Genomic DNA, 19,524 nt, shown 5'->3' with positions numbered 1-19,524 from the left:
CATTATACCAGAAAAAGGGAGGTCAATGCTCTTTTTATTTGCATTCTCCCATAAAATCAAGGTTTTTATTGAATTTTGGGACAAAAAAACAGGTAGTTTTTGACACTACCGCATAAGAGAAGGAGGAAGGAGTATGAATACAATATTAATTGTGGATGATGAAAAAGAGATTGCAGATGTCGTGGAGCTGTATCTGCAGAATGAATACCATGTCCTGAAGTTTTATACGGGGCAGGATGCGTTGGACTGTATTGAGAGCACGAGAATTGATCTGGCCATTCTGGATGTGATGCTTCCCGATATCGACGGCTTCACTATTCTGAAGAAAATCCGGGAGAAATACACATTTCCGGTCATTATGCTGACGGCAAAAACGGAATATCTGGACAAGATTACCGGACTTACAATGGGAGCAGATGATTACATCCCGAAACCGTTTAATCCGTTGGAGCTTGTCGCCAGAGTGAAAGCGCAGATGCGCCGCTATACGCAGTACAATGATAAGAGCAGGAGCGAGGGGGATGTGATTGATTTCGGCGGGCTGGTTCTGAACAAGCAGTCACATGAATGTACATACAATGAGCGGTCGTTGACGCTGACTCCGATTGAATTTGATATTTTGTGGCTGCTCTGCGAGAACCGTGGGAAGGTGATCAGTTCGGAGGAGTTATTTGAATCGGTCTGGCATGAAAACTACTATAAAAACAGCAATAATACCGTCATGGTTCATATTCGGCATCTGCGCGAGAAAATGAGCGGTCCTACCGGAAAATCGGACTTTATCAAGACGGTGTGGGGAGTTGGGTATAAGGTTGAAGAATAATTACCGTAAATTAAAACTCAGTATTTTGCTTCAGACGGTTTTTGTGACAGCACTCACGGTATTGGTAGGCGGTGTGATTCTGGAGTATGTGATCGACGGCGTGTATAACGACAGCTTTGCAAATCTGTTTCTGAAGCTGATGGAAACCCTGCATGTGGAAGAGGGAACGGCCATTCATCTGTACTGGCTGCTGATCGGGGATAACAAAGTATTTTTTATGATTCTGGGATTTCTGGCCCTTTTTTCGCTATTCTTCTATATTGCGCTATCGAAAATGACCAGATACATGGATCAGATCGGTGATGGAATCGAGAACATTCTCTCTGATTCGGATCAGCCCATCCGGCTTATCACGGAATTGAAACCGCTGGAGGATCGTCTGAATGAAATCAAGCAGACACTGAAAAAACAGGAAAAAGAAGCGCAGGAGATCGAAGAGAAGAAAAATGATCTGGTATTGTTCCTGGCGCATGATCTGAAGACACCGCTGACTTCGGTGGTGGCGTATCTGACGATGCTGGATACGAATCCGGAAATGTCGGAGGCAGAACGGGCCAGGTATACGCACATTTCTTTGGAGAAGGCGATCCGTCTCGGCGATCTGATCAATGAATTCTTTGAGATCACGCGTCTGAATCTTCAGGATATTACACTGGAGCCGGTGGAATTGGATCTGGATATGATGCTGGAGCAGATCGCGGATGAATTGTATGCGGTCCTGCAGGAAAAGAATCTCATCTGCACAGTTCAGACGGAGGGGAATCTGTTGATCAAGGGAGATCCGGATAAACTGGCCAGAGTATTTGACAATATTCTGAGAAATGCGATTGCCTACTGCCGAAGCGATACAGAACTTCGAATACTGGCCCGGCAAAAGGAGCAGATTGTTGAGATCGTTTTTGAAAATGAAGGAGATACCATTCCGGCAGATAAGCTGGAAAAGATTTTTAATAAATTTTACAGGGCAGATGCGGCGCGCTCCAGTACAACGGGTGGTGCCGGGCTGGGGCTTGCTATCGCGAAAGAAATCGTAGAACTGCATGGTGGCTCGATGCGCGCCGAAAGTGAAGACGGAAGAACCCGGATGATCGTGGATTTGCCGATGGAAAAGGAGGGGGAGATTGATGAGGTTTATACACACAGCAGACATCCATCTTGGAGCATCGCCAGACGCAGGAAGCGCGTATAGCCAGAGACGGGCGGAAGAATTGTGGAACAGTCTGGAACGTCTGGTTAAGGTGTGTGAGGAAGAACAGGTGGATCTTCTTCTGATTGCGGGAGATCTGTTTCACAGACAGCCTCTTCTTAGGGAACTGAAGGAAGTGGATTATCTTTTTTCACAGCTAACGCACACAAAGATCGTGTTCATCGCCGGGAATCACGATTATCTAAAACCATCTTCTTATTATCTTACATATCAGTGGAAAAGCCAGGTCTATCCGTTGCTGGAGCAGACTATGGGATTTGTGGAATTTGAGGAGTTGGGAACCAGCGTCTATGGTTTCAGTTACGGGCAGAAAGAAATCCGTGAAGCACTGTATACCGATGCGTTTCCACAGAAGAAACAGCCGGTTGAGATCCTGATAGCCCATGGCGGGGATGAGAAGCATATCCCGATTCAAAGAAACAATATTATGAACTTGGGGTATGATTATGTAGCACTCGGGCATATACATCGGCCGATGGAGATTGAGAAAAACCATATCTATTATTCGGGGTCTTTGGAACCGACAGACAAGAATGATGTCGGAAAACATGGATATATAATCGGAGAGATTCGAGGAAAATCCGTCAAGACAGAATTCGTTCCGTTTGCGTCCCGGGAGTATGTCCATATGAAAGTGGAAACTACAGAGCAGATGACAGGAAGAGAATTAAGGGAGAAGATTGCACAGATGATCGTCTCCGGAGGAACACAGAATCTGTACAAGATTATACTTGACGGATATCGCAGTCCGGATCAGGTGTATGATGTCTCTGGAATGGATGCATATGGAAATGTACTTGAATTTGTGGACGAGACAAAACCTGCGTATGACTTTGAAATGTTGGCGGAGCAGAACAAAGATAATTTGTTGGGAGTATACATCGAAAGTCTGAAACAAAGTCCGGAAGGAAGTGAGGAAGCTCTGGCGCTTTTTGAGGGCGTGAAAGCGCTTCTGGAGACGAAAAGGGGATAGAAAATGGAGATTAAAGAGCTGGTGCTGGAGAACTTTGGAAAGTTCTCAAATAAAAATATCAGGTTTTCGGATGGAATGAATCTGATCTATGGGGAAAATGGTGCCGGAAAGACGACGGTTCATACATTTTTAAAAGGGATGCTTTTTGGGATGGAACGCGGACGGGGAAGAGCGGCGGCCAACGACACCTTCAGCAGATATGAACCATGGGAGAACCCGAATTATTATGCGGGGGTGATTCGGTTTACCTGTGGCAGACGAAATTTCCGTCTGGAGCGACATTTTGACAAGTACGCGAAGAGTGCACTGCTCTTCTGTGAGGATGACGGGGAACAGCTTTCTTTGGAGCATGGGGATCTGGATGTACTACTTGACGGAATGACTGAGGCGGATTTTGAAAATACCGTGGCGGTGGGGCAGATGCGTGCCGCTACAACAGCGGCGCTTTCGGCAAGGCTTAAAGATTATGCCGCGAATTATTATGCGACCGGCAATGGTGAAATGAATCTATCGGCGGCACTGGAACTTTTAGGCGAGAGAAAAAAAGAGACGGAAAAAGCAATTCGTGAACACGGACGGCAGAAACAGGAAAAACGGGAGAAGATTGAGCTGGAGATTTCTTATGTTTGGCGGGATCTGCACCGGCTGGAGAAGGATCTGCAGCAGGCAGAAGATGCCTGGAACGACAAAATGGAAAGCTGTGGGAAAAGAAGAGAAGAGCTGCGGAAGGCGGCGGAGGAAGAAGCAGGGAAGGGTGTTTTTTCCAACTGGCGTGTTCATCCGGCTGTGCTTTTGGCAATGCTTTTGGCGGTGATCTTATCCTTTATACTCTTTAAACGTCCATGGAATTTCCTGATTACAATTGTGATTGCGCTTGCAGAGGGGATGCATTTGTGGAACCGTATGAAAGACGGACGCAAAAAGAAAGCGGAAGATGAGGAAAAGACGCAGGAGCAGAAGAAAATGGAAGCAGATACCGAAAAGCTCAGGTGGCAGGTGGAGCGGCTTAGGGAGGAGTACCGTGAGAAGAAGGTACAGTATGAGAATCTGTCAGAAGAACTGGATGAGATGGATGAAGTCAGTGACGACATCAAAGAATTGGAAAAACATCGCCGGGCCTATGAGATTGCGGCGGAACGAATGAATCAGCTGTCGAAAGAAATGCAGGGCAGGTTTGGACAGAGACTGAACTGTCGTGTTTCCGAGATCCTGTGTGAGGTGACGGAAGGCGTATATGAAAAGGTCTGGGTGGACGATGCAATGCGTGTACAGCTTCTGGTGGAAGGCAGAATCATCACAATGGATCAGGTTAGTAAGGGAACGCTGGAACAGATTTATTTTGCTCTTCGTATGGCTGCAGCGGAGATTCTCCATGAAGAAGAATTCCCTGTGGTCTTTGATGATGCGTTTGTCTGTTATGATGACCGGCGCCTGAGCGCGGTACTGCGTTGGCTGGAAAGGAATCGGAAGCAGGTACTGATCTTTACATGCCAGAGTAGAGAAGAAGAAGCTTTGAAAAGAAACGGGATTTCGTATCATAAGATATGTTTATAAGGGCTGTATATTGGTATTGAAAAAAGGCTGTGTGAAAACGAGGACAATAGTTTTTCGCACAGCCTTTTGTGATAAGGAATACCTATATTAAAATTTAGAAATCTTCCCCATTCTTGTATTTCTGAACAATGTTCTGAATACGTTCGCTTGGATCAAGAATACTGCTGATAGATCCGTCGTGATTCAGGGTGTCAATTACAAGAGCGATGTATTTGCTCATATCACAGTTGATGTAATATGGACGGCTTAAAAGCTCCGGTGACTGGTAGATCAGGTTAGTTGTCAGAACACCATCGAGCAGACCGTCTTCGTATGCTTTGTCAAATTTACCCATACCGTTTGTAAAGAGACCGAAGGTAGCAGCCGCATAGATTCGTTTTGCTTTTCTTGCCTTGAGCTGTCCGGCTACATCGAGGATGCTGTCGCCGGAAGAAATCATATCATCCAGAATAATGACGTCTTTTCCCTCCACAGAAGAGCCAAGGAATTCATGTGCGACAATCGGATTGCGGCCATCCACAACGCGGGTATAATCACGTCTCTTGTAGAACATACCCATATCAAGACCAAGTACGTTCGCAAGGTAGATTGCACGTTCGGTGGCGCCTTCATCCGGGCTGATCGCCATCATATGTTCACTGTCGATCTGAAGATCCTTTACGTTATCTAATAGACCCTTCACAAACTGATAAGTCGGACGTATCGTCTCGAAACCACTGAGTGGAATTGCGTTTTGTACACGGGGATCGTGTGCATCAAATGTGATGATATTGTCAACGCCCATGCGGACCAGTTCCTGCAGCGCAAGAGCACAGTCCAGTGATTCGCGTCCGCTTCTCTTATGCTGGCGGCTCTCATAGAGGAAAGGCATAATAACATTCAATCTGCGGGCTTTTCCACCTACAGCAGCGATAATACGCTTTAGATTCTGGAAATGATCGTCCGGAGACATATGATTGATATTACCGGTCAAGGAGTAGGTGAGACTATAATTGCAGACATCAACCATCAGATAGAGATCCATTCCCCTTACGGACTCTTCAATGATTCCTTTTGCTTCTCCGGAACCAAAACGTGGAACCTTTGCATCAATGAGATAAGTATCCTTTTCATATCCGTTGAAAACAATATGATCTTTGTTGGCACTTTCGTCCTCTTTGCGCCATCTTACCAGGTAGTCATTTACGCGGGCGCCCATTTCCTGACAGCCGTCAACGGCGATAATGCCGAGTGATCCTACCGGAATATTGTCAAGAATACGTTCTTTGCGGTGTAACATTTAGAGTTCCTCCCTGTTCATTAGTTTTTTTTGAATACGAATGTCATCGCCGGCAAGGCGAAGAATTTTGTAATGATTGCTGATACGGGAAAAAGTCCGTTCCGTATAGTTGGACTTAATCTTTTCAAGGGTGAGGTTCGTGGAAATGATCGTGGAGCGGTTATTCAGAATACGGTCATTCAGACACACGAACAGCTGGGAAACGACGAAATCGGTATTGCGTTCCGTTCCCAGGTCATCAATAATCAGCAGATCGCAAGTTTGAATCTGTTCATATAATAACTGACTGTCGTCAGTTTTATTCAGGGTTTTGTCAAGCAGCGAATCGAAAAGTTCGCTGGCAGTCAGATAAAGAACGGAATGTACGGACTGCATGATTTCTCTGGCAATACAGTGGGAGAGAAACGTCTTTCCGATTCCGGTAGTGCCAAACAGAAGCAGATTTTCATGGGCGGTATCGAAATTGCGGATGAAATTCATACACTCAAAGTAGGCTTTTTCGGCAAGAGCCCGCGAAGTCTGTCCGGACAAACGATCTATATAATTTTTGGAATAATAGTCGAATGAAAAAGTGTCAAAATTCTCATGCTCAAGAATTCCCTTTAGATTCGACTGAGTATAAAACAAATCAATGATTGATTTTAAAAAGCAATGACATTTCTGGTTACCGATATAACCGGTATCTTTGCAGTCGGGGCATTCGTAAGTGGCTTCCAGATAATCTGCCGGAAAACCGTTCTCCACAAGAAGCTGCGTCCTTCTCTGGGAAAGCTCATGAAGTTGTTTCTTCAGCGCAGGCAAAGCACTTTCATCTCCGGAAAGCAGCTTGCGTGCCTGTTGTACGCTGTAATAGGAAATAGAATCATCCAGGGATTTTATTTCCGGAACGGCCTCATATACCCGTTCAAAATGAAGATTCAGGCGGTCTCGGCTGCGTACCTGTTTCTCTTCATAGATACGCATCAGCGTATTATATTGCGAATTGGTTAACGGCACGGTATTCTCCCTTTCTTAGTTGCTTCGCAGTAATTCTTTCGTCAATTCGTCCATATCATAGGAGCGTTCTTCGAAACTGCGGAATTTGGATGGCGCAGACTGCACCGGTGTGCGGCGCGGATTCTTCTTCTGGGCGTTTTTTTCCTGTTCGTAAGCAGAGTCAAGAACACGGACATCGGTGAGAGTATGTACATTTCTGCTGCGCCAGTTCTGAAGGATCTTGTCTGTGTATTCAAAACTGGGCTGATGAATCGCTGCCATGGTACGGTTGCAGGCCTCGAGGATCAGTTCCAGATCGATCCCGTCGGTTGCGGTCCATTTGCGTATGTATTCTAATTCGGAAGCGGCAGGTCCGCGGCCCTTGATTCCAAATGCATTCAGAATGGAGTAGCATGTTTTGTTATAAAGCGCGGATGTATTCTTCGCCTGTTCCACGCTGGTGATGTGCTCGTCCGCCCAGGACAGAGCAACTTTCTGGATATAGTGCATACTCCGATGACCATTTTCGACACAATATTCGATTAAATATTCAATCAGATCAGCAGAAAAGCCGAGTGTGTCATAAAAATAGGTAATTGTGTCCACATCGGTTCGGCTTAAAGTCTTGCCAAGATACTGCTCGGCGACAAAAAGAATCTGCTTTAATTCCTTGCGGTTCACAACAGACTTCGGATTGGAAACGGGCGCCGCCTGTGCGGGTGTACTCTGTGCTTCACGGGGCACCGGTTCCGGTCTGACCGGGGGTGCGGCATTTGGTGCGGAAGGAGATACCAGATCCAGACCAATGATATTCTGATCCGTATCATATTCCAACCTCAGAAGTCCCTGCTTCTCCCAGTACTTCAATGCGCGCAGAACATCTCCCTCTGTGTTCTCAAGATAATCGGCAATCCTGGAAATGCTGAGGGACACGTCCGGATTATTGATATGACGAAGCAGGAGGAGATAGATCTTGACAAATTCGCCGTTCGCTGCCGCCATGTAATTGTCTATAAATTCATTCTCGACCAGAGTCGTATTGCCCTGGAAACGATTACGCAAAACCAATGCACTCATGTTCCTGCTCCTTTAATGTTCGTAAATTTGATGCCATTTAATCATAGCATGAAGTTGCGGCAGGAAAAAGAATTATTTTACGAGAATTTGATGTTTTTTGTTGATAAAACTGTGGGGATAATGGGGATAACTAGGCTTTTAAGAGATCTTCCCCAATATTTACAACGTCTCCCGCGCCCATAGTTATCAACAAGTCCCCTGATTGACAGTGATCCCTGACGTATTTTTCTATCTCATCAAAGCTTGGCAGATAGATGGCGTCACAGCCGTAAGAGGCGGCTGCACGGGCAAGCTGTTCTGAGGAGATGCCCAGGGTATCAGTCTCTCGCGCTGCATAAATATCTGCCAGGATCAGATGGTCTGTGTGTGAAAGTGCCTGTGCAAATTCATCGAACAGTGCTTTCGTTCTGGTGTAGGTGTGGGGCTGGAAGATGCACCACAGTTCTCTGTGCGGGTAGTGGGCAGCACTTTTCAGGGTCGCTTCGATCTCCGTGGGATGATGTGCGTAATCATCGATCACGGTAATACCGTTAAATTCTCCCTTGTATTCAAAACGGCGGTCTGTTCCGTGGAAGGAAAGGAGGCCTTCCTGTATCGTTTCTGCTGATACGCCCAGGAGATCCGCAACAGCAATGGCGGAAAGCGCATTATAAACATTGTGTTCTCCGCCTACAGATAATGTCACATGCCCGGACGGTATCCCGTGCCGGATGAGATCAAAGGATGCATTTCCCTGTTCATCGTATTGAATATCGGAAGCACTGTAATCAAGAGAAGCTTCCCGACCGAATGTCACAACGCGACAGGCAAGTCCGTCTGTAATATAAGAGAGGTTTTCGATGTCGCCGTTGATCACCAGGGTTCCGTCTTCCGGCAGGAGTTCTGCGAAAAGGCGGAACGAGTGGCGGATGTCATCCAGATCCTTGAAGAAATCCAGATGATCGGCATCGATATTCAGGATCACGCTGATCTTTGGGAAGAAATGCAGGAAGCTGTTCGTATACTCGCAGGCTTCTGTGACGAAAAGTCCGGAGCTTCCCACACGGATGTTGCCGTGAATCGCCTTGAGGATTCCGCCCACGGAAATCGTGGGGTCCATGTCTCCGGCGAGAAAAATGTGTGACAGCATGGACGTTGTCGTGGTCTTCCCATGTGTTCCGGAAACGGCGATGGGCGTATCGTAATTGGTCATAAGCTGTCCGAGCAGTTCGGCGCGGGAAAGCATCGGAAGTCCCTGCCGCTTTGCTTCCATGAATTCTTCATTATCCTCGTGAATGGCTGCGGTGTAAACAACGACATTAATGCCGTCGATTATATTGGAAGCCTTCTGGCCGTAAAAAATAACGGCACCTTTATCGGTGAGGTGATCCGTGAGCGAGGACTCTTTGTTGTCAGAACCGGATACCGTAAATCCCTCTTTCATGAGGATTTCCGCCAGTCCGCTCATGCTGATGCCTCCGATTCCGATAAAGTGAACATGGCATGGATGATTAAAATCAATTTTATACATAAATACACTTCCTATTCTCATATAATAATATTAAAGGTTTTTGTAAAATTATTATATCATAATCTACATATGAAAAAACAGGAGATTTCTTTTTGTGATATTTTCATAAAAAGAACGGGACGAACGATTTTTTTTTGTAAAAATTGTTCACTATACGAAGGCGATATGTTATAATGTAAGAACTAGAATTACTGAGAAGGGGTGACGACATGATTAAGAAAGAGATGATAGCGATGTTACTCGCGGGAGGTCAGGGAAGCAGACTCGGAGTACTGACTGCCAAGGTAGCCAAGCCGGCTGTGGCTTTCGGAGGAAAATACCGTATTATCGATTTTCCGCTTAGCAACTGCATCAACTCGGGAATTGACACCGTAGGAGTATTGACTCAATATCAGCCCTTACGACTCAACACACATATAGGAATCGGAATTCCTTGGGACTTGGATCGTAATATTGGAGGGGTATCGATTCTACCACCGTATGAAAAGAGCAGCAACAGTGAATGGTATACGGGAACGGCTAATGCGATATACCAGAATCTGGATTATATGGAGACCTTTAATCCTGATTATGTGCTGATCTTATCCGGTGACCACATTTATAAGATGGACTATGAGGTGATGCTGGATTTCCATAAAGAGAACCATGCGGATGTGACGATCGCGGCAATGCCGGTTCCGCTTGAGGAGGCAAGCCGTTTCGGAATCGTTATTACAGATGATGATAACAGAATCACGGAATTTGAGGAGAAACCGGAACATCCACGGAGTAATCTTGCATCCATGGGTATCTATATTTTCAGTTGGCCGGTATTGAAGGATGCGCTTTTGAAACTCTCCGATCAACCGGGATGCGACTTCGGCAAGCATATCATTCCGTATTGCCATCAGAATGATAAGAGACTGTTCGCATATGAGTATAATGGATATTGGAAGGATGTCGGTACACTCAGTTCCTACTGGGAAGCCAATATGGAGCTGATCGATATCATTCCCGAATTTAATTTATACGAAGAATTCTGGAAGATTTATACAAACAGTGATATTATTCCGCCACAATACATTTCAGATCAGTCTGTCATTGAACGGAGCATCATCGGTGACGGTGCGGAGATTTACGGAGAAGTGCGCAATTGTGTGATCAGTTCCGGTGTCACGATCGGAAAGGGCACGGTGGTGCGTGACTCGATCATTATGAAAGATGTAACGATCGGTGAACACTGCGTGGTGGACAAGGTCATTATTGCGGAGAATGTCACGGTTGGTGATAATGTTACAATGGGAATCGGAAGTGAGGCACCGAACTGCCTCAGACCCGATATTTACAATTCCGGACTTGTGACGATCGGAGAAAACTCGGTCATTCCGTCCGGTGTCCAGATTGGTAAAAACACTGCAATCAGTGGAGTTACGATGAAGGAAGATTATGAAAACGGCGTTCTTGAAAGCGGCGGAGCATTAGTAAAGGCGGGTGACAGATCATGAAAGCGGTAGGACTTATTTTAGCGGGCGGAAACAGCAACAAGATGCGTGAACTTACCCAGAAACGTGCGGTGGCAGCGATGCCGATCGCAGGCAGCTACCGGTGTATTGACTTTGCACTCAGCAGTATGTCGAATTCTCATATACAGAAGGTAGCAGTATTGACACAGTATAATGCCCGTTCACTGAACGAACATCTGAATTCCTCCAAATGGTGGGATTTCGGAAGAAAACAGGGAGGACTCTATGTATTTACGCCGACCATAACGGCGGATAACGGATATTGGTATCGTGGAACGGCGGATGCTATTTACCAGAATCTCGATTTCCTGAAAAGGTGTCATGAGCCGTATGTGATCATTACGTCCGGTGATGCCGTTTATAAACTGGATTATAATAAAGTGCTGGAATATCACATCGCTAAGAAGGCCGATATTACAGTGGTTTGCAAGGATCTGGATCCGGGAGAGGATCCGACACGTTTCGGTACGGTCAAAATGGACGAGACTATGCGGATCCAGGAGTTTGAAGAAAAGCCGATGATCACGAATGCGACGACGATCTCGACCGGAATTTATGTGATCCGCAGAAGGCAGCTCATTGAACTGATTGAACGGAGCGCCGAAGAAGAGAGACATGATTTTGTAACGGATATCCTGATCAGATACAAGAATCTGAAGAAGATATACGGTTATAAAATAAATAGCTACTGGAGCAATATTTCAACAGTAGATGCTTATTATAAGACGAATATGGATTTCCTGAAACCGGAAGTAAGAAATTATTTCTTTAAACAACACCCAGATATTTATTCAAAAGTTACAGATTTGCCGCCGGCAAAGTATAACCCGGGATCCGTTGTGAAGAACAGTCTGATTTCCAGCGGATGTATCATCAACGGTACAGTGGAAAATTCCATTCTGTTTAAGAAAGCATTTGTCGGAAATAATTGTGTGATTAAGAATTCGATCATTCTGAATGATGTTTATCTGGGGGATAATACATACATAGAAAACTGTATCGTAGAAAGTCGCGACACAATTCGGGCAAATACGCGCCACGTTGGAGAAAATGGTGTGAAGGTAGTAGTAGAAAAGAACGAGAGGTATGCATTATAAGGACCAGAGGGTTAGTCGTATGCATTACTGGAGAAAGGGGCTAGAAAAATGCAAATCACAGATGTACGCGTGAGGAAGGTAGCGAAGGAAGGAAAGTTAAAAGCAGTTGTGTCAATTACAATGGATGAAGAGTTTGTTGTTCATGACATCAAAGTAATTGAAGGCGAAAAAGGACTTTTCATCGCAATGCCAAGTAAGAAAGCGATGGATGGAGAATATCGTGATATCGCACATCCGATTAATTCCGGGACGAGAGAGCGTATTCAGAAACTGATTCTTGAAAAATACGAAGAAGTATTACAGGCAGACGATGCAGAAGAATAGAGCAAATTTGTCATTAAGGGGAAAGTGGACAGCGTAAGCTGTCCGCTTTTTGCCATGCATATTCCAAAGAGATTCGGCGGTCCCTTTAAGTTAGAAGCGTTGATAGTTCCAAAAAGGGACAAAATCCTTTTTGGTTAAAAAACGAACTGTAAAAAATGCATAAATAACAAAGCGGAAAAATGTCTATTTGCGACAAAATGCAAAATATTTTCAAAAAAAGAGACTCAAGTCCTATGATATTATCGAGACATATGTCATAATTACTACAAGATTGTCAGTTCCGGGTGTTTCTGATACCGGAATAAAGAAAGACAAAAGGGCAAAAATAACAATGAATAAGAAGGAGGAACTGTTTTTATGAAAAAGAGACTTATTGCAGTGTTACTTGCAGGTATGATGGCATTTTCACTGGCAGCATGCGGCGGCTCATCAGACAGTAGTACAGACGGAGGAAAGAAAGAGGATACTTCCGGTGAAAACATGCAGATTGCCATGATCACCGACTCCGGAGATATTACAGATCAGAGTTTTAATCAGACAACATATGAGAGCTGTAAAGCCTGGAGCGAAAAGAACGATGTGGAATTCAATTACTACAAACCGGAGAGCGATTCGGATGAAGCGCGAAACGCAAGTGTAGATCAGGCAGTGGCTGATGGCGCAAATGTCGTTGTTATGCCGGGATATATGTTCGCAGGAACGGTAGTTGCTCAGTCTGAAAACTATCCGGATGTAAAATTTGTTGCATTGGATGTTGGAGCAGGAGATATCTGTGAGAAGGGCGTTGGAGAAGGATACACTTACAATCCGGACGACTACAACGTAGCAGATTACTATAACACAGATAATGTTTACTGCTGTACCTATCAGGAGGAACTTTCCGGATATATGGCAGGATACGCAGCTGTTAAATTAGGTTATAAGCACCTTGGTTTCCTCGGCGGTATGGCAGTGCCGGCGGTTACACGTTTCGGATACGGATATGTGCAGGGAGCTAACGCTGCGGCAGAAGAACTTGGAATCGCAGATCAGATTGAAATCGAGTATGTATGCGGTGGACAGTTCTATGGCGATGCTGATATCACAGCTTACATGGATACCTGGTATGGATCAAAGAATGTGGAAATCGTATTTGCCTGCGGCGGCGGTATCTGGACATCCGCAGTCGAAGCAGCAGTGAAGACCGGAGGTAAAGTGATTGGTGTTGACTCTGATCAGGCTCCTACGATTGATGCATACGGCGAAGGAATCACAGTTACTTCTGCTATGAAGGGACTTGCTGCAACGGTTAATACGGTTCTTACAGATATTAAGGGTGGCAAATGGAGTGACTACGCAGGCAAGATCGATAATCTTGGTCTGGTTTCCGAAAATCCGGAAGAAAACTATGTTCAGCTTCCGCTTGAAAGCACACAGTGGGGCGACGGATTTACAGAGGATGATTATCGCACACTCGTGAAGTCAATGTACTCTGGAGAAATTACCGTATCCAATGATATTACGGCAATGCCGGCAACGACAATCAAAGTTAATGACTACGGCAGCATTAAATAAATGTAACTGAAACTGCAAGGGGAGTGGGCGGTGGTCCGCTCCCTTTTAAAATAGGGAAAGGATAATCGATGACAGGAGGTGTGTAAAGGATGGGAGAGTATGCAATTGAGATGCTGAATATTACGAAGCGTTTTCCGGGAATCATTGCAAACGATAATATTACTTTACAGTTGAAAAAAGGTGAGATTCATGCTTTGTTGGGAGAAAATGGTGCAGGAAAGTCCACATTAATGAGCGTGCTCTTTGGTCTTTATCAGCCGGAGGAGGGCGAGATTCACAAAGACGGGAAGAAAGTTACCATTAACGATCCGAATGATGCTAATGATCTGGGAATCGGAATGGTGCATCAGCATTTTAAACTGGTTGAGTGTTTCAGCGTTCTGGATAATATCATTCTGGGGGTGGAGACCACCAAGGGAGGTTTCCTTCAGAAAGCCGAGGCAAGAAAGAAGGTTATGGAACTGTCGGAGCGGTATGGACTTTCAGTGGATCCGGATGCACTGGTCGAGGATATTACCGTTGGTATGCAGCAGCGAACAGAGATTCTGAAAATGCTGTATCGTGACAATGAGATCCTGATCTTCGACGAGCCGACTGCTGTGCTGACACCGCAGGAGATCCAGGAGCTGATGACGATCATGAAAAATCTGGCTGCAGAAGGAAAGAGTATTCTTTTCATTACTCATAAGCTTGCCGAGATTATGCAGGTGGCAGACCGCTGCAGTGTACTGAGAAAAGGAAAATATATTGGTACGGTAGATATCAAAGACACGACACCGGAGAAGCTTTCTGCGATGATGGTAGGCCGGGATGTTAATTTTGTAGTAGAAAAGAAGCCGGCTGAACCGAAGGAAGTATTACTTGATATTCAGGGAATGACGGTGGCATCAAAGCGGCATAAGAATAATGCAGTCAATCAGGTATCTTTGCAGGTTCGAAGAGGTGAGATCGTCTGCATTGCAGGAATCGATGGAAACGGTCAGACTGAATTTGTCTATGGGCTTACCGGACTCGAACCGGTGACCGGCGGTACGATCACCCTGAACGGGGTGGATATCACTCATATGCCGATTCGGAAACGTCTGACTTCCGGTATGAGCCATATCCCGGAAGACCGTCATAAACATGGGCTGGTTCTGGATTATTCTCTGGAGTACAACCTGATTCTTCAGAGATATTTCGAACCACAGTTCACGAGCAAATTTGGATTTTTGAAACGGAAAGAAATAAGAGAGTATGCAGAGCATCTGATCGAACAGTACGACATCCGTTCCGGTCAGGGACCGGTCACGAAAGCCAGATCCATGTCCGGCGGCAATCAGCAGAAGGCGATCATAGCCCGGGAGATCGATAAGAATCCGGAACTTCTGGTAGCGGTACAGCCAACCCGCGGACTGGATGTAGGAGCGATTGAGAATGTGCATAAAGAACTGGTGGCACAAAGAGATGCCGGGAAAGGCGTTCTGCTCATAAGCCTGGAACTGGATGAGGTTATGAATGTTTCGGACAGAATTCTGGTTATGTACGAAGGGGAAATCGTAGGGGAATTCGATCCGAAACATGTTACGGTGGAAGAACTGGGACTCTATATGGCCGGTTCTAAGAGAAAGGAGGCATAATCAATGGATAAGAAACCGAAAAAGAAGCAAAGTATTTTAAGGAACAACGGTTTTCAGACAATTCTGGCGTCATTGCTCTGTATTATCATTGGTCTCCTGATCGGCTATATTGTACTTCTGATCATCAACCCGAAAGGGGCAGGAAAAGCAATTGTTGCTATTTTGAAGAACTTTTTATATTATCCGAGTGCGGTGGCGGCAAAAAAATATCTGGGAACGACACTGGTAAAGGCTTCAGCACTTTTAATGTGTGCATTATCGGTACTTTTTGCATATAAAGTGGGATTATTTAATATCGGTGCGGCCGGTCAGTATGTAGTTGGTGCCGGCGCCTGTCTCTATTTCGGATCGAAATTCGATATGCCATGGTATATATGCCTGCTTGCGGCCATGCTTGCGGCGGCAATTGTCGGGGGGATTTCCGGTGCGTTGAAAGCATATTTTAATGTAAATGAAGTTATTTCCTGTATCATGCTGAACTGGATCTCGCTTTACTGTGTGAATATGCTTTTGACTGGTGTAAAAGAGCAGTCCACGCCGTATACGCGGCCGCTTTCCAGTGTGAATAAGGATGCGCTGCTTCCGACGATGGGACTGGATAAATTGTTTTCCAACAATCAGTTCGTGACGATCGGAATCGTGTTTTCGGTGCTCATCGCAATCGTAGTGTGGATCGTTATGGAGAAGACGAAATTCGGATATGAGCTTAAAGCTACCGGTCTGAACAAGCAGGCTGCGAAATACTGCGGTATGCATGAGAAGAGCAATACGATCCTGACGATGATGATCGCAGGAGGACTTGCGGGGCTCGGAGCGGGGATCTTCTATCTGAGTGGGATCGAGCAGTGGATGGTACAGCAGACCAGTGTTCCGGCTATGGGATTTAACGGAATAGCGGCTGCGTTCCTCGGCGGACTGAATCCGATCGGAACGATATTCTCATCTTATTTTATCCAGCATATTACCAGCGGTGGAACCTATGTGGATAAGACGATGTACTGTTCGCAGATTTCGGATCTGATTTCGGCATTCATCATTTACATGTGCGGCTTTGTGCTTTTCTTCAAAATCTGGCTTAACAGATATCTGGACAAGCGGGATGAAAAGCGCGCCGCAAAAGAACAGGAAGGAGGCGAAGCATAATGTTGTTATTGATTCAGTATACATTAATATTTGCTTCTGTTCTGGTGCTGGTGGCACTTGGAGGTTGTTTCTCCGAACATAGTGGTGTTATCAATATCGGTCTGGAAGGCATCATGGTTATGGGAGCACTTGGCGGGGCGCTCATGATGAAATTCCTTCCGTCAGGGACAGCAGCTCCGGCTGTGATTCTGCTTGTAATCCTGGCCAGTGTGGTGATCGGAATGATTTTCTCTCTGCTTCTTGGCGTTGCGGCGATCCGGTTTAAGGCAGACCAGACGCTGGTTGGAACTGCGCTGAACCTTCTGGGACCGGCGGTTGCGGTTGTACTTGTAAGAGCAATCAATACGGCGGAAAATGCAGATAATGTATCTTCAACGGTTGCCTATGGACATGCGAAGAAAGCGTTTATTGTAAATATCGGGAAATTTGAATTTAACTGGTTTATGCTGATCGCACTGCTGGTGCTGATCGCGGCATATGTGGTTCTCTATAAGACAAAATTCGGTCTTAGACTCTGCGCATGTGGCGAACATCCACAGGCAGCGGATTCGGTGGGAATCAATGTATATAAAATGCGGTATGCGGGCGTTCTGATCTCCGGTGCTCTTGGCGGACTTGGCGGTCTGGTGTACATCACCGCAGGTGTCAGTGAATGGAAATTTGAAAATGGTGTTGCGGGCTTCGGATTCCTGGCTCTGGCAGTTATGATCTTCGGACAGTGGAAACCGGTCAATATCGGACTTGCAGCGCTCTTGTTCGGATTGTTCCGTGCGCTTTCCAATGTTTATACAGGATTTGATCTTCTGGTAGCGCTGAAGCTGCCGAGCACGGTGTATAACATGCTTCCATATATTATATCTCTGGTTGTGCTGGTATTTGTTTCGAAGAAATCCAGGGCACCGAAAGCGGAAGGAATCCCGTACGACAAAGGTGCACGTTAGAAAGGAGAGCTTGATTTACATGAAGAATTATTCAGAAGATGCGAGCAGACAATATCATATACAGGTGGCGCAGGGAGAAGTCGGCCGATATGTGATCATGCCGGGAGATCCGAAACGGTGCGTGAAGATCGCACAGTATTTTGAGGATCCGGTTTTGATCGCCGATAACCGGGAATTTGTGACCTATACCGGTACACTGGACGGCGTGAAAGTGAGTGTGACTTCGACTGGAATCGGCGGGCCTTCTGCATCCATTGCCATGGAGGAACTGTACCGCTGCGGAGCAGATACCTTTATCCGGATCGGAACCTGCGGCGGTATGCAGACCGACGTGAAAAGCGGGGATATCGTGGTTGCAACCGGGGCGATACGCATGGAAGGCACCAGCAAAGAATATGCGCCTATCGAATTTCCGGCAGTACCGGATCTGCATGTGACCAACGCGCTCGTGGAGGCGGCAAAGAAAAAAGGTTTTCCGTTCCATGTAGGTGTGGTACAGTGCAAGGATGCTTTTTACGGACAGCATGAGCCGGAGGTGAAGCCGGTCAGCTATGAACTCCTGAACAAATGGGAAGCATGGAAACGTCTGGGATGTCTGGCATCCGAGATGGAATCGGCTGCGATGTTTGTCGTGGCGAGCAGCCTGCATGTTCGGGCAGGCTCCTGCTTCCTTGTAGTGGCAAATCAGGAACGGGAAAAGCTTGGATTGGAGAATCCGGTCGTGCACGATACCGATATGGCGATTCGGGTGGCAGTGGAGGCAATCCGCAGCCTGATCCGGGAAGATGGAAGAATAACAGAATAACAGGAGAAACAGGATATGGATGTAAAGGAAATTTTAAAACATGTAGATCATACTCTGCTGCTTCAGCAGGCTACATGGGAGGAGATCAGGCAGATCTGCGACGATGCTGTAAAATATGGAACAGCATCGGTATGTATCCCACCAAGCTATGTTAAGCAGGCGAGTGAATATGTTAAAGGGAAGATGGCGGTCTGCACCGTCATCGGATTCCCGAATGGATATATGACGACGAAGACGAAGGAATTCGAGACAAAGGACGCGATTGCGAACGGCGCATCGGAGATCGATATGGTGATCAACATCGGGTGGCTGAAGGATCAGAAGTACGATCTTATCGAAGAAGAAATCCGTACGCTGAAAGCAGCCTGCGGTGAGAAGATTCTGAAGGTCATTATCGAGACCTGCCTTCTGACGGATGAAGAAAAAATAAAAATGTGCGAGATCGTGACAAAAGCCGGGGCAGACTATATTAAGACATCCACCGGATTTTCGAAGGCAGGAGCAACCTTTGAAGATATTCAGCTTTTCTCAGAACATATCGGTCCGAATGTGAAGATGAAGGCAGCAGGGGGAATTTCCTCTCTGGATGATGCACAGAAGTTTCTGGCGCTGGGAGCAGACCGGCTTGGAACAAGCCGGATCGTTAAGATCGTGAAGAACGAGGAGGCATCCGGATATTAAGAGATGGAGGTGTTCGCAGATGGACAAAAAACTGGCAGAAGAGATGATTGAACTGGCAATCGGTCAGCTTCAATATTCTTATACACCGTATTCCGGCTTCAAAGTCGGAGCGGCGCTGCTTACGAAGGATGGAAAGTTTTATACAGGATGCAATATCGAAAATGCAGCTTTCACTCCGACAAATTGTGCAGAGCGGACAGCATTTTTTAAGGCGGTAAGTGAAGGCGAGCGGGAGTTTCGGGCAATCTGTATTGTGGGAGGAAAAGATGGAGTCCTGACAGAATACGCGGCTCCCTGCGGCGTCTGCCGTCAGGTCATGATGGAATTCTGTGACCCGGAAACCTTTCAGATCATTCTGGCGACCGGTAAAGAGCAGTATGAAATATTTACACTGAAAGAACTGCTCCCGCAGGGATTTGGCCCGACGAATCTGGCGTAAGACAGGATGGATAGAAACGTA

18 protein-coding genes are annotated in these 19,524 nt (G+C 46.1%); 14 read left to right on the top strand and 4 right to left on the bottom strand.

Annotation, left to right across the window (positions count from 1 at the left end):
* Positions 1–133 precede the first annotated feature (133 nt).
* The 4 genes from vanR to ACTNA4_RS09875 are packed head-to-tail and all read left to right on the top strand — an operon-like array spanning position 134 to position 4,557.
* On the top strand, positions 134–823 hold the full coding sequence (gene vanR, locus ACTNA4_RS09890) for a VanR-ABDEGLN family response regulator transcription factor (RefSeq protein WP_427807512.1): 690 nt from the start codon (positions 134–136) through the stop codon (positions 821–823).
* The gene (locus ACTNA4_RS09885; RefSeq protein ID WP_427819537.1) at positions 813–2,012 is read left to right on the top strand and encodes a sensor histidine kinase; all 1,200 of its coding nucleotides are present in this window, start codon (positions 813–815) and stop codon (positions 2,010–2,012) included. The genes vanR and ACTNA4_RS09885 overlap by 11 nt, the downstream gene beginning before the upstream one ends.
* Entirely contained in the window at positions 1,948–3,003 is a 1,056-nt protein-coding gene (locus ACTNA4_RS09880) for a metallophosphoesterase family protein (RefSeq protein ID WP_427807508.1), read from the top strand. Before ACTNA4_RS09885 ends, ACTNA4_RS09880 begins: the two co-directional genes overlap by 65 nt.
* A 3-nt stretch (positions 3,004–3,006) precedes the next feature.
* A complete protein-coding gene (locus ACTNA4_RS09875) occupies positions 3,007–4,557 on the top strand; it encodes an ATP-binding protein (RefSeq protein ID WP_441029853.1) in 1,551 nt (516 codons plus the stop codon).
* Positions 4,558–4,651: 94 nt separating this feature from the next.
* Here ACTNA4_RS09875 and ACTNA4_RS09870 read toward each other — a convergent pair whose 3' ends face one another.
* From ACTNA4_RS09870 to murC, 4 genes are all read right to left on the bottom strand, one after another.
* Positions 4,652–5,836 (bottom strand): ribose-phosphate pyrophosphokinase, encoded by a 1,185-nt coding sequence (locus ACTNA4_RS09870; protein ID WP_427807504.1) that lies wholly within the window; start codon positions 5,834–5,836, stop codon positions 4,652–4,654.
* A complete protein-coding gene (locus ACTNA4_RS09865) occupies positions 5,837–6,832 on the bottom strand; it encodes an ATP-binding protein (RefSeq protein ID WP_427807502.1) in 996 nt (331 codons plus the stop codon).
* Between the two features lie 15 nt (positions 6,833–6,847).
* The gene (locus ACTNA4_RS09860; RefSeq protein ID WP_427807500.1) at positions 6,848–7,888 is read right to left on the bottom strand and encodes a DnaD domain protein; all 1,041 of its coding nucleotides are present in this window, start codon (positions 7,886–7,888) and stop codon (positions 6,848–6,850) included.
* A 130-nt stretch (positions 7,889–8,018) separates the two neighbouring features.
* A complete protein-coding gene (murC, locus tag ACTNA4_RS09855) occupies positions 8,019–9,398 on the bottom strand; it encodes a UDP-N-acetylmuramate--L-alanine ligase (RefSeq protein ID WP_427807498.1) in 1,380 nt (459 codons plus the stop codon).
* Between the two features lie 209 nt (positions 9,399–9,607).
* Here murC and ACTNA4_RS09850 point away from each other — a divergent pair, with 209 nt between their 5' ends.
* From ACTNA4_RS09850 to ACTNA4_RS09805, 10 genes are all read left to right on the top strand, one after another.
* Positions 9,608–10,882, top strand: a complete 1,275-nt coding sequence (locus tag ACTNA4_RS09850; protein ID WP_427819543.1) for a glucose-1-phosphate adenylyltransferase — start codon at positions 9,608–9,610, stop codon at positions 10,880–10,882.
* Complete coding sequence (glgD, locus tag ACTNA4_RS09845) at positions 10,879–11,997, top strand: glucose-1-phosphate adenylyltransferase subunit GlgD (RefSeq protein WP_427807494.1); 1,119 nt, start codon at positions 10,879–10,881, stop codon at positions 11,995–11,997. Before ACTNA4_RS09850 ends, glgD begins: the two co-directional genes overlap by 4 nt.
* A gap of 48 nt (positions 11,998–12,045) precedes the next feature.
* Positions 12,046–12,321 carry a septation regulator SpoVG gene (spoVG, locus tag ACTNA4_RS09840; RefSeq protein WP_427807492.1) on the top strand — a complete coding sequence of 92 codons (276 nt, stop codon included), beginning with the start codon at positions 12,046–12,048 and terminating at the stop codon, positions 12,319–12,321.
* A gap of 357 nt (positions 12,322–12,678) precedes the next feature.
* Positions 12,679–13,875, top strand: a complete 1,197-nt coding sequence (locus ACTNA4_RS09835; protein WP_427807490.1) for a BMP family lipoprotein — start codon at positions 12,679–12,681, stop codon at positions 13,873–13,875.
* Between the two features lie 89 nt (positions 13,876–13,964).
* Complete coding sequence (locus ACTNA4_RS09830; RefSeq protein ID WP_427819546.1) at positions 13,965–15,494, top strand: ABC transporter ATP-binding protein; 1,530 nt, start codon at positions 13,965–13,967, stop codon at positions 15,492–15,494.
* A gap of 3 nt (positions 15,495–15,497) precedes the next feature.
* A complete protein-coding gene (locus ACTNA4_RS09825; protein ID WP_441029851.1) occupies positions 15,498–16,637 on the top strand; it encodes an ABC transporter permease in 1,140 nt (379 codons plus the stop codon).
* Positions 16,637–17,578 carry an ABC transporter permease gene (locus ACTNA4_RS09820; protein ID WP_427807485.1) on the top strand — a complete coding sequence of 314 codons (942 nt, stop codon included), beginning with the start codon at positions 16,637–16,639 and terminating at the stop codon, positions 17,576–17,578. The genes ACTNA4_RS09825 and ACTNA4_RS09820 overlap by 1 nt, the downstream gene beginning before the upstream one ends.
* Positions 17,579–17,597: 19 nt before the next feature.
* Entirely contained in the window at positions 17,598–18,383 is a 786-nt protein-coding gene (gene udp / locus ACTNA4_RS09815; RefSeq protein ID WP_427807483.1) for a uridine phosphorylase, read from the top strand.
* Between the two features lie 15 nt (positions 18,384–18,398).
* Entirely contained in the window at positions 18,399–19,064 is a 666-nt protein-coding gene (deoC, locus tag ACTNA4_RS09810) for a deoxyribose-phosphate aldolase (RefSeq protein WP_427807481.1), read from the top strand.
* 19 nt (positions 19,065–19,083) lie between these two features.
* Complete coding sequence (locus ACTNA4_RS09805; protein ID WP_427807479.1) at positions 19,084–19,503, top strand: cytidine deaminase; 420 nt, start codon at positions 19,084–19,086, stop codon at positions 19,501–19,503.
* Positions 19,504–19,524 lie beyond the last annotated feature (21 nt).

It is taken from the genome of Bariatricus sp. HCP28S3_A7 (assembly GCF_052066375.1).
Lineage (GTDB): Bacteria > Bacillota > Clostridia > Lachnospirales > Lachnospiraceae > Allocoprococcus.
Note: the sequence above shows the minus strand (reverse complement) of the source record. Positions and strands in the feature narration are given on the sequence as shown.